This window comes from Rhodanobacter sp. B05, assembly GCF_002001085.1.
GTDB lineage: Bacteria > Pseudomonadota > Gammaproteobacteria > Xanthomonadales > Rhodanobacteraceae > Rhodanobacter.
In genome coordinates, this window is the sequence record NZ_MUNU01000010.1 from 166,972 (window position 1) to 179,096 (window position 12,125).

Sequence of the window (12,125 nt, forward strand, 5' to 3'; positions counted from 1 at the left end):
AATCCTTCAGTAGGTGGCCAGCTTGACGTGCAACACTTGCGGCTGGCCGGTGAAATTCAGGCCCGAATCGGTCTGGTCGCCGTTCCATTCCCGCACGAAGTGCCATTGACCGTTTTCGTAATAGCCCTGCTCGACCTTGTCCATCAGGAAGTGCTCACCGGCATGCCCCTTGGGTGGCAGGAAGCTGACGCGTGCGTGGTAGCCCGTCACCAGATACTGGTTCTTGCCCAGCTGCGCGATCAACACACCGCCGCTTGGCTTCTCGTTGCCCATGGGCGGATCCATGCCGAACTGCGGTTGGCCATAGCCCACCTTCACCCGCCAGTCGCCCAGGTCCAATGTCTGCTCGTGAGTTTTTTCCGGCTCCGAGACACCCCACACCTTGCCTTGGAAACTGAGCTTGGCGATCAGGCTCTGCATCGGCTCGAGCAATGCGTAGTTGGCGGCAAAAGGCTTGATGGTGTCGGCGTTTATCGCCTTCGCACCGAGCGGCCAGTTCGAGTACTTGGTGTAATCCATGCCGAACGGGGAAAAGCCGATCGCCTGATGTCCCAACGCGGCGAACACGTAGCGCGCATAGGCCGTGTCGTTGCCGGTCTCGCCCACCAACAGCGGATTGTCGGCGCGTCGGTAACGATCCAGCACAGTGGTGTATTTGGCGTATTCGCGCATGTAGATGTCCGGCGCCAGCAGGTCCAGCGCGGGTGCCGCCGCGCGCCAGATGTCGAGCACGTTGTCGGTGGGTCCGCCACTCGAATAGGTGCCGGGTGGACCGGGGTTGAGTGGATCGCGCAAGGCCGCGTTCGCGTACATCGGCAGGTCGTAGACTGCCTTGCCGGCGGCAGCGACCTGCTCGATGTAATGCGCAATCGCCCACGCATACGAGTATTCCGCGGCATGCTGGCCGAACACCTGTGTCCAGGTGCCGGCCGACTTGCCAACCTTGCGCAGCACCGCCACCGGCACCGGCGATTGCAGCAACCGGTCGCCCGCCGCGGAGTAATCGCGGTCGGTGTCGTAGGTGCCCGACTCGTTCTCCACCTGCACCATGATCACGGTATGGCGGTCGCCGTCGACCTTGCGCAGGTGCGTCATCAGCGCCACGAAGGCGCTGCGGTCGGCAGCCAGCGTGTGCGCACCGAATGGCGACAGCGAATCGAGCGTCGTGCCGTCTTTCTTCCGCACCCGCGGATAGCGCGCGTTGTCCAGTTTCACCCACGCCGGTGCGTAGCTCGGGTTGTTGTTTTTCCAGGTGGCAAACCACAGCAGCACCAGCCGCACGTCGTGTTCGCGCGCTTGCGTCACCAGGGTATCGAGGAAGCTGAAGTCGAACTTGCCTTCGACCGGCTCGATCTGATCCCACGCGATCGGCACCTGCACGGTATTGGCGTGGATGGCCTCGATCGCCGGCCACACCTGCGGCAGCATCGCCGGCCAGTTGCTGGAATTGTTCACCTGCGCACCGAGGATCAGGTAAGGCTGACCGTCGACCAGCAGTTCATGGCGGCCGTGCGCGCTGACGATCTGCGGCAGCGGCGTGGCAGCATGGACGAGGCCGCTGCCGGCCAGTGCGGCCGCGAACAAGGCTGACAGGAGTCGTCGTGGGAGCAGTGCAGTCATGGGCGGGTCACCAGTGATCGGTACGAAACGGCGAGGCCGGCAGGCCGGCGGCGTTGACGAGGTTGGCCGCGGCGGGGTTCTCGCTCCAGCCGTAGCGCACCGCGACCGGCCTGCTCACGTCGGCAGAGCGCACCACCACATCGTCGCCGTCGATGCGTGCCGTTGCCGCGTGGAAATGTCTGTCCGAAGTGGCGATGGTGAAGCCGGCCAGCACATCGCCGCGCGTCTTCAACGCGCTGCCGGGACTGGCGAAGTGCAGCCGGATCGCGTGGCCTTCGATCGTCATCGCGCGATACACCGGACCGCTGTACAGCAGCGACTCGCCGTAGACCACGTGGCGCGCGGCCAGCGCCAGCCGATGGCCCACGGTCTGCTTGTCGGTGGGGTGGATATTGTCCGGATTACCCACGTCGATCGTCACCGCTTGCGCGGTGTGCGGCAGCGCCAGCGCAGTGGATTGCGACTCGCGCAACATCGCCCATGGACTGCTGGTGGTGGTGTCGACGCCCGACTTGAAGTTGGCCAGCTGCACCCACAGGAACGGCAGCGCGGGCTGGCGGAAGTCGCGCCGCCATTGCCTGATCAACGCGGCGAACTGGTCGCGATATTTGAACGCATCCTGCTCGGTGGCATTGGCCTCGCCCTGGTACCAGATCACCCCGCGGATCGCCAACGGCAGCAGCGGATGGATCATCTGGTTGTAGAGCAGGGTCGCAATTTGATTGTTGTTGTTCGCCGGGACTAGGGTGACCGCTTCCGGACGAAACCGCCACGGGCCGGGAAACGCACGGCGCGCAGCATGATCGGGCTGGATGTAGAGCAACGCGGCGTCGCCGTGAATGCCGCCGCCGGCGCCCAGATCATCGACCCGGATCGCCAGGGTGTGGCGCCCCGCCTTCAGCGCGCCCGGCGCCACGCGATACAGCCGCGGTTTGTCCCAGCCATTGTCGGTGGTGCCGATCAGGCGGTCGTCGAGCCAGGCATGATCGGAGTCGTCGATCATACCCAGCCCCAGGGTGACGCCAGCCGCCGCGTCAGCCGCGTTCAGCTCGAAGGTGGTTCGGTACCAGGCGACGCCGTCCATGCCGTAGTAGCCCTGCGACTCCCAGTAGCCCGGCACGTTGATCGGCTGCCAGCCGCGTTGATCCAGATTCGTCGCCGCGTAGCGGGCCTGCTCCGCATCAGCGGGGTTCGCGCCGATCACGCCCGGCCAGCGCTGCACGAGGTGCTGACGGGTCGCCGCGATCGCCTTGGCCTCGGCGGCGTCATCACGCTCGACCCGTGCTTTTATCGCATCCGGCTTCACCCCCGCCGTTTGCGCATCCATCCACGGTTCGATCCGGCTGCCGCCCCAGTTGTCGTTGATAATGCCAATCGGAACGTGCTGGTCGGCGCGGATCTCGCGGGCGAAGAAATAGGCCACCGCCGAGAACTGCGCCGCGGTGTCGGGCGAGGCGGCGACCCAGTGGCTGGCCGACAGGTGATCGGACGGCTGGATGCTCCAGCTGTCGGGAATCTTGATCTGGCGGATCGCGCCGTCGGTGGCGTGGGCGATTTCCGCGGCGGCGTTGCGTGCCTTGTACAGCTCGAACTCCATGTTCGACTGGCCCGAGGCGAGATACACATCGCCCACCAGCAGGTCGTGCGACACGATCTCGTCCTTGCCGCTGCGCACGCTCAGTTGGAACGGGCCACCGGCGGCATGCGCCGGGAACACGGCGTGCCAGCGACCCTTGGCATCGGCGGTGACGTCGGCCTTGCTGTGATCGAACTGCACCTGCACGCGGGCGTGCGGCCCGCTCCAGCCCCATACGCGGATCGGCTTGTCGCGCTGCAGCACGGCGCCGTTGCCGAAGATCAGCGGCAGCTCGACGTGTGCCTGCGCGGCCAGTGGCGCGGCCAGCAGCAAGGCGATGAGAAAGCGAACGGCAAATGAAGTTGTGCGAGTGCGACTCATGGTGTCTCCGTCTTCGGGGAGGCAGCCGCAGTGCGCGGCCCGGACACCGCCGGGTCGCCGTAGAAAATCCCGCGTCCGCCGCTGGCGAAATACACCCGGCCGAACTGGCGCGGATCGCCGGTGACATGACCGAGCTCGCCGTATTGGTGCGCATCGTCGTTGATGCGCAGCCAGTGCGCACCGCTGTCGATCGAGCGGAACAGACCGCGCTGGCCAGCCACTTTGCCGGCCAGAAACAGGGTCGGCTCGTCGCGCCCAGCTGCGGCCCTGCCGAAGCCCAGCGAATCAGCCGCCTCGATCGTCGTGCTCTGCCACAACACGCTGCCGTCGGCACGCCCGCGCACGACGCCGGCACGCGCACTGATCAGGTACAGCTCGCCAGTGCGGCCCGGCACCGCATACGCTGTCGCGTCGGTGGGCCGCTGTGGGGGCTGGTGGAACGCCTGCGCGATCGCCCCGAGCTTGCCGCCGAGCGCCTCGAAATGGAGCCCGCCGTCGCGGCTAAGGAACAACGCCCCATCACGCAGGTCCTGGGCATAGAAGCGCTGCGGATCGACCCGGTCGGCGAACACGCGCGCCGCTTTCGGCAAGCCATGGGCCGCGCTCCAGTGCCGGCCCCAGTCGTGCGTGACATAGCCATTGCCGGCGTCGAGAGGAAACCACAGCGCGCCGCGACCGTCGGCGGCGACCGCGATGCTGCCCTCGCCTTCACCGCCGGGCTCGCTGGCGAACGCATGCCAGCTCTTCGCGCCGTCCAGCGAATACGCGGCGCGTACCGCCCCGGATGCATCGCGGATGCGCCCCGTGCGCACGACCACCTGCGGCGCGCGCCCGGCTACCTCGATGCTGTAGCCATTGGCGTAACGCGGCGGTGCGGCGAACTGCATCGGCGCGACATCGAGATCGTCATGACGGAAGCCGTCCAGATCGCCCACCGCGCTGAGCAGGTGCGCACCCTCGGCGGGACTGGCCAAACCCAGCGGCACGGTCTCCTCCAGGCCGGTGTCCTGGAACCACCAGTTCACCGTGCCGCCGTGATCGAACGCGCGCATGTTGCGCGAGGCCCACACGCCGTAGCCGGTGACGAACAGCACGTGGTCCGGATCGAACGGGTCGATCGCGATATCGCTCATCCAGTGAGGGTGATGGTCGCGCGTCCACGCCGCATTCGAGTAATCGAACGATGAGCGCGGGAACACCGCCGCCCAATGCCGGCCGCCATCGATGCTGCGGTAGATCTCGTCGTACGGGGTGTAGTGGCAGAAGGTGGTGGCGAGCAGGATGTTCGGGTCGTGCGCGTCCACCGCGATGTCGCCCCAGCCGAAGCCGCTCGGCTTGCCGTGGCGCGGGATCGGCGTGATGTCGGTCCAGCGCCGATCGGTCGGGCTGAACTTCCATACGGCGCCATCATGCATCTGATCCGGACCGGGCTCATCACCGTAGGTCAGGTAATAGTTGCCATCGGCGCCGCGCGTCATGTGGTTCGGGCGCAGGCCGATCGGCTGACCGGGCACAGCGCTCCAGTGGGCGCCTCCGTCGGTCGATCGAAACAGGCTGGTCTCGCGCGTGGAAACGCCGGCATACACGACCTGCGTCGGACGGCCCTTCGCGGCGCTGGTCGGATCGAACACCACGAACACGATACCGATCGGCTGTCGCCGCCAGCTGTTCGTCGCCGTGGCGGCCAGCGACGTCGCTACCGCCGGAAAGCTGTCCACGCGCGACCAGTGCGCCGCGTGATCAGCACTGCGCCACAGACCCGCCGTGCGCGAACCGAGAAACAGGATCGCGCCATCGTTCGGATCCACCGCCAGCCGCTCGCCATTGCCGCGACCCAGCTCGTTGCCGCCGAGCGGAAACGGCAGATCCACCCGCTCGAAACTGTGGCCGCGATCGTGCGAACGCAGGATCGCGGCGTTGCCCGCCTGCGGCACGGTGTAGGTACCCGCCGCGAGATACAGCCAGTCGGGGTCGGCAGGATCAAGCGCCAGGCTGTCGATACCCATCAGGTTGTGATCTTTCGCCCCGATCCAGTCGGTCAGCGGCACCCAGTGCGAGGCGACCGCATCCCAGCGGTAGGCGCCGCCCACGTCGGTGCGCGCGTAATAAAGCCCCTTCTCCGCCGGATGAAACACCAGTCCGCTGACGTAGCCACCACCACCGATGCGTACGTTGTGCCACGCATAGGAAACCCGTTGCGCAGCCACCGGCAGCGATGCAGACAGGCCGAGCAGCAACAGGCAGCGGGAAACCAGACGAATGATGTTGGTCGGTTTGGGAAGGCGCATCATTTCGTCAGCGAAGGCGGACCGGCAACCCGCGAGGGAACGGGTTGCCGGCCGATGGGTGAGGATCGGGGATGTCGATCCGGGGCTTCACGCTCAACACGCAGTCATTGATCTGCCCGTCCCGCGGAAGTGTTTGAAGACCGAATTTGCCGGTCCGCCTGGTATCGATCGGATTCGAGGCGGCAGTCAGCGACACGCACCTGCGACGTGAGCCGGCATGCACGTCTTGTCGAGCGGCACTGCCGATCCCGTCGTTCACTTGGCTCCCCTCCGATGATGGTTTGCTGACTGCAGGACTTGAACATGTCGACCCGCTTGCCAGCGATCGGCCGGGCGACAACAACGTTCACGAAATGGCTCGTGCATGCGCACGACCTGCTTCGCCATGAAACGTGCGACATGGTCTGAACCGTGCAACATGCATGCTCCGGTGGTGGGCGCGGAGATGCAATTACAAAATTGGCCAGGTTGCCTGATGTTTCTTCTTTTGCACTTGCCGCAATAGGCAGCTGTTTGCTGCCGTCGGATACGTGCAACGGCCCGCACGTCCCATTGGTTCAACCTGTTTCGTTACCAGGGAAACGGTGGCTGCTCTTGCGCGCGACGGCACTCGATGGCGCTGCGCAAGAGCGTGCTTCGACAAGCTCGGCAGTGGGTTCGGTTCAGATCGCCGCCATATCGAGCACCACGATGCTGCTCAATGACCCTGTGTCTTGTGCGAGCCGACGCTGGCCGCTGACGGCAGACAGGCGTAGGGACCAAACGTGGTGCCGGTGAAACCACCTGCCCTTGCGGCGCTCAGCAGGCTGGCGTCCAGCCCTCGCAGCAGTACGTGCCAGGCGCCTGCGTTGACGGCGTAAAGGACGTCCAGGCGCGGACCATCCACCTTGAATCGGATGGAGACAGCGGCGATCTTGCCGGGCAAGTCGACATGGCCGAGCGCGACACCCGCCAGCGGATCGTCCTTGCTCGCGCGCCGATACAACGCCAGCACGTCGCCCGACGCATGGCGGACGATGCCCGCCGCATAGAAATGGGTTTCGTTCTGCAACATGGCGAGCCCCGCCTGTTCGCCGAGACTGATCCCGCGCACATCGAACCGGGCATCGATCGTCGCCCGGTGATGCTGCAGCCGATGCGCCACATAGGCTGGCTGGGCGGACGTGTCGTCGCCCAGCGGCACCGCCGACGGCTGGATACGCAGGCCTTCCCTGCCGGTGGCATACCAGGGCTTGCGTGGAGGGTGGAGCGTCATCCACTGCATGGGCAAGGTCGGCGCACGGAAGCGCTCGGTCCAATGGAAAGGCCCGTTCATCGGCACCGCTTGCACCTCGCGAGGCAAGTCGGGTCGCTGTTCCACCAGGGGAACCGACTTGCCGTACGGCAGGATGACTGGCCAGCCGTCGTGCCATGTTACCGGCAGCAGGAAGGTCTCACGGCCCAGGTTGTACTGGTTCCCGCGGTAAGGCCGCGTCCCCAGGAATACCGCCCACCAGGACCCGTCCTTCAACTCGACCAACTGCGCGTGCCCCGTCGACGTCACCGGATGCGGCCGGCCGGGCGCAAGGTCGCGCTGGGTCAGTATCGGATTGCCATCCCACGGCACGTAGGGGCCGGTGACCTTGCGGCTGCGATAGATCATCTCGGCATGCTGTTCGCCGGTACCGCCCTCGGCCGTGTTCAGGTAGTAGTAGCCGCCACGGCGAAACAGGTGCGGCCCCTCGACATATTGCGGTTGGGTGGCGGGGTTCGCGCCGCCATCCACCAGCACCTTGCGCGGACCGATCATCTTCATCGTGGCGAGGTCGAGTTGCTGGATCCAGATCGCGCGATGCCCTTCGTAGCGCGGCTTGCCTTCAGGCATGCCGTTGTTCACCACCCACGCGGTGCCGTCCTGGTCGAAAAACAGCGAGGGATCGATCCCTTCGAATCCCAGCCAGACGGGGTTTGACCACGGCCCGGCGGGATGCTTCGCCGTGATCAGGTAATTCCCCTTGTCGCAATAAAAGCAGGTATTCGTGACGTAGAACGTGTCGCCGTGGTGGCTGATTGACGCGGCGAACAAGCCGCCGGTCAATTCGCCATGGCCGTAATCGATCTGGCCGGGTCGGTCGATCGCATTGCCGAGTTGCGTCCAGTCGACCAGATCCCGACTGTGGAATACGGGCAGCCCGGGAAAGTAGCCAAACGTGGAGTTGACCAGGTAGAAATCATCACCGACCCGGGTGACGGACGGATCGGGGTAGAAACCCGTCAATACCGGATTGCGGTATTGCGTCGGCGAAGGCACCGGGCCGGCATCGTCACCCCGATAGCTGATTTGCTTCACCACGACGGATGCGGCAGCCATGTGGCACAGCAGCGTGCAAAGCAGGCCGAGCATGAATCGTTTCATTGCGCTTCCCTCTTGGGCGCCGGGTGAGCCGCCGAAACATGCGACGGCTCATACGCTGCCCACAGCCTTCGCCGCCCATCACGACCGCTCGAAAATGACGCCGATCTTTCCGGACAGCTCGAAGAAACGCTTCCTCAGGCTTGCCGCTATCCCGGCCCGCGCGCTGAACTTGGCTGGGATGCGGTGAGGCTTTCCGGCGCCCGGCAAGGCACCCGACGCCGGATGCCTTGCCCCATGCCGAAACCCTCACCGACGGCTCAGGCACTGCACGATCAGAACGTCGCGCGCAGCGTCAGCGCATAACGGGTGTCGTTCACGTACCAGGAAGTGATGTGCTTGCCGGCTCCATTCTGATACATGATCGTGCGCTGTTCGGCGTTGTTGAGGTTGTTCATCTCCAGGCCGAGCTTCACGTGCTTGTTGAACGAGTAGAAGATCGACCCGTCCAGCTGGCCGTAGGCATCGGCGAATACCGGCAGCTTCCACGGAATGTTGTTGTCGGTACCGTTGTAGCCGTTCGGACCGATCGACAGCAGATACTGGCTGCGCCAGTTGTAGGCCAGCCGGATCTGCCACGGACCGTGCTCGTAGAAGCCCGCGACATTGAGCGAGTCCCTCGACAGGCCATCCGCCGGGAGGCTGCCGTAGGTGGAACCATCCGTATCCAGCGGCACCGCCGTCGTGTCGTTCGGCACATGGGTCCTGCTGCGGATGTAGGTGTAGTTCGCCGACATGCCGAAGCCCTTGACCGGAAGGAAATCGAAGAACTCGTTCCAGCCGATTTCCGCGCCATTGATCGTCGCCTTGCCAATGTTCACCGGACGGGTGATCAGATACTGATAGTTGTTGCCATCGATACCTGGATACGTCACGAACTCCGACTCGTTGCGGAAATAGTTGCTTAGCGACTTGCGGAACAGATTGATCCAAGCCATGCCGCCGCGGGCCTGATCGAAGTACCACTCCAGCGACAGATCGAACTGGTTGGCCTTCATCGGCGTCAGGTACGGATTGCTGTTGGACGTGCCCGTCAGCGTCAGCTTGTCGATCGGCAGGGTGGTGGTGCCGGGTGGCGGCGTATAGCCTGACACTACGCCGGCATTGAGAATCTGATAGGCCTGCATCTGGCTGAAGTCCGGCCGCGCAACCGCCTTGGAAAAGGCGAAACGCGTGATCAGGTTCGGCGCGAACTCCCACTTCACGTTCAAGCTGGGCAGGATGTCGGTGTACTCGTTGCGGGCGCTGATGGGCGAGGTCTGGCCCGTGCCCAGATAGGGCGCCAAACTCTGGTTGGGATACACCAGGAAGCCTTGGGCGGCATTCGTGGTCCGCACCGCACGCACGCCGATATTGCCGCTCAGATTGGCATCGTCCACCCCGAAGTCGAGCATGGCGTACGCCGCGTAGGTCTTTTCGTGCTGAAGATTGGTGTGCGCGGCATCGAGCAGCGTTTGCTTGTACGGTACGTCATACCCGCTGCCGGCGAGGTAATACGGAATGGCAGCGTTGTGGATGTCCGCGTAGCTGGCCGGGTAGCCCAGCGCGGTCGACGGCACCGGTGCATAGAACGCACCGGGTATCCCGGCGCCACCCCGGTAGAAGTTGTTGAACGTGTCCAGGTGTACCAGGCTGGTATTGACCTTGCCGTTCAAGTCCAGGCCGGGCAGGGCACCGCTGGGTATTGCCCAGCCCTGCATCCAGGTCTGGAACACGGGCACCCAGTTGTAGCCGGTATCGATGTTGTCGGCAAAGCGGTTGGTCAGGCGCACGCCTCCCCTCACCCCCTGCACGAACCCGTCGTCGAAGCTGTGCTTGATGTCGGCGCGCCAGGCCAGTTCTTTCGCATAGTTCTGATCCTGGTGATCCATGGTGAACCCCCAGTAGTAATTGGCGGGGTTGCCGGTGAAGTCGGAATCGACGCCGATGTGCGGTGGCTTGGTGCCGTTCAGCGCGACGTCGATGTAGGGCACGTTGGTGCCCAGGGACACCGTGGAATCCAGGCTGTTGGTGGTGGCCTTGACGAACTGCACCGCGCTGGTGAGTTCGGTGGCGGTTCCCAGCCGCCACTTCATCCCGGTGGAGAAGTCGGTGGTCTTGGAGTGGCTGTTGGATGCGCGGATATCGGTGCCCATCGGCATGCCGCCGGGCTGCGTGAGGCGACCGGACTGGAACACCCCGCCATTGACCTGGCTCGGCTGGCTGGCGTCCACCGCCACCTGCGTCGGGTCGTTGCTCACGAAGATCGCATCCTCGTTCCAGACCTCGTGGTATTTGCTCTGGAACGCGGTGGCGTAAAAGTCAAGATTGTCGGTGGGACGCCACTGGTAGGCCAGGTAGGTGCCATCGCGCTTTCGATCGTAGAGCAGAGTGCGCCAGTCGGCGCCGCGCGGTACCCAGGTGCCACTGGCGTTCTTGAAGAACGGCCGCACGAACAGGCCATCGGTACGCGTGGACAGTTGGGAGTCGGCGACATCGATGAGGAAACCCATCTCGCCGAGGCTGGTGTGCCAGCGATTGCTGTAGAGCACCGAGCCGGACGGCTTGTACTTCTCGACGAAGTTGCCATAGTTCTCGCTGACGGAAGCGGCGATCTTCTGGCCCTGGAAGTCGAACGGCATGAAAGTGCGCAGGTTCACCGTGCCGCCCAGGCCGCCCTCGATCATGTCGGCCGTCTGGTTCTTGTAGACGTCGACGCCGGACATCAATTCCGGCGGCACGTCCTGGAAGCTAAGGGCGCGCCCGCCGTTGGCGGAGAAACTGTCGCCGCCATTCAGTTCGGAACGCACCTGCGTGAGGCCGCGCACCTGCACGCCATTGCCTTCGGCGGAGAAGTGTTCCGGATCGCCCTGGGAGAGGAAATGGTCGATGGTGACGCCGGGAATGCGCGCCAGGGTGTCAGTGACGCTGCGATCCGGCAGCGCACCGATGTCCGTGGCGGACACCGAATCGACGAACGTGTCGGCGTAGCGTTTGACGTCCTGCGCCGCCTCGACGGATGCGCGGATGCCGGTGACCACGACCGCGCCGAGTTGGGTCGCGCCCTTTTTCTGATTCGTTCTGGCCTTCTTGGTGACCGCCTTCGATGGGACGGCCTGGTCCGCGCCTTGGCTGCCGGCGGCGGTGGGCGTGGCCTGCTGTGCCCAGGCTTGCGCCGGCACGTAGAGCATCGCCACGCTCATCGCGATGGCCATCGAAAGACCCGTGCGCCGCAGCTGCGCGGATGTCTGTTGCCGAACCTTGTTGCTGGACCGATCGTTCACCTGTTGCCCCTCCCAATGGTTGTTCGCTGACCGCGGGACCTTCACTACGGGCCGGCGCATCGACGATGGCTCCCGCTGCAACGGCATTCCCCGGATGACTCTTGCGGACGCACCACCCGTTTCTCTCGGAAACACGCCATGTGGTCTCGGCGGTGCGTTACGTGTTGCATGCTGCGGTGGCGGGTGCAAGGGCGCAATTACGAAATTGTCCAGCGCGACTCACGATTCTTCTTTTGCGTTTGCCGCAAAACAGCGGCAAATGCGGCGGTTCCGCGCCCGTGTTCGATGCGTCGCGATGGGTCAACACGGTCCGCCATCGAGACGCGCAGGCAGCTCGACATGTGCACCGCTGAGCACGCGATCACGCACTCACGATGGGGAATCCGTGGTCATGCGATGCGCGATCCTGATCGACTGCGCATCATGCGGCACGACCGCCACTGATCGGCGCTGGCTGCCGCCAGCGTTGCCGGTGTGTCGTGTTGCAGGCCAGCAAAACAGCCGTGACGTGACACACGAAAACTGTTCGCTTTCCACGGAATCAAACCCTTCGCGACGACCCGCCAGCAGGCATTGACGTCGATCATCGACCGGCCCGGCAGTTC

At 64.6% G+C, this 12,125-nt stretch carries 7 protein-coding genes; 1 reads left to right on the forward strand and 6 read right to left on the reverse strand.

The genetic code is table 11. The annotated features are described in order from the left end of the window. Nucleotides 1–6: 6 nt before the first annotated feature. The 4 genes from B0E47_RS04655 to B0E47_RS04670 form a co-directional block, all read right to left on the reverse strand. Nucleotides 7–1,620: a DUF5597 domain-containing protein gene (locus B0E47_RS04655; RefSeq protein WP_077512831.1), complete on the reverse strand. Its 1,614-nt coding sequence runs from the start codon at nucleotides 1,618–1,620 to the stop codon at nucleotides 7–9. Between the two features lie 7 nt (nucleotides 1,621–1,627). Continuing rightward, nucleotides 1,628–3,577 carry a sialate O-acetylesterase gene (locus B0E47_RS04660; RefSeq protein ID WP_077512832.1) on the reverse strand — a complete coding sequence of 650 codons (1,950 nt, stop codon included), beginning with the start codon at nucleotides 3,575–3,577 and terminating at the stop codon, nucleotides 1,628–1,630. Beyond that, a complete protein-coding gene (locus B0E47_RS04665) occupies nucleotides 3,574–5,865 on the reverse strand; it encodes a sialidase family protein (RefSeq protein ID WP_254422812.1) in 2,292 nt (763 codons plus the stop codon). The genes B0E47_RS04660 and B0E47_RS04665 overlap by 4 nt, the downstream gene beginning before the upstream one ends. A gap of 697 nt (nucleotides 5,866–6,562) precedes the next feature. After that, entirely contained in the window at nucleotides 6,563–8,248 is a 1,686-nt protein-coding gene (locus B0E47_RS04670; RefSeq protein ID WP_077512889.1) for a glycoside hydrolase family 43 protein, read from the reverse strand. Between B0E47_RS04670 and B0E47_RS16715 the strand changes: the two genes are divergently transcribed. Continuing rightward, complete coding sequence (locus B0E47_RS16715; protein WP_139351334.1) at nucleotides 8,247–8,447, forward strand: hypothetical protein; 201 nt, start codon at nucleotides 8,247–8,249, stop codon at nucleotides 8,445–8,447. The two genes, B0E47_RS04670 and B0E47_RS16715, sit on opposite strands and share 2 nt — an antisense overlap. Before the next feature lie 85 nt (nucleotides 8,448–8,532). Here the strand turns inward: B0E47_RS16715 and B0E47_RS04675 are convergent, their stop codons facing one another. Further along, nucleotides 8,533–11,520, reverse strand: coding sequence for a TonB-dependent receptor (locus B0E47_RS04675; protein WP_254422813.1), 2,988 nt, complete (start codon nucleotides 11,518–11,520; stop codon nucleotides 8,533–8,535). 389 nt (nucleotides 11,521–11,909) lie between these two features. After that, a complete protein-coding gene (locus tag B0E47_RS16720) occupies nucleotides 11,910–12,107 on the reverse strand; it encodes a hypothetical protein (RefSeq protein WP_139351335.1) in 198 nt (65 codons plus the stop codon). Nucleotides 12,108–12,125: the final 18 nt, after the last annotated feature.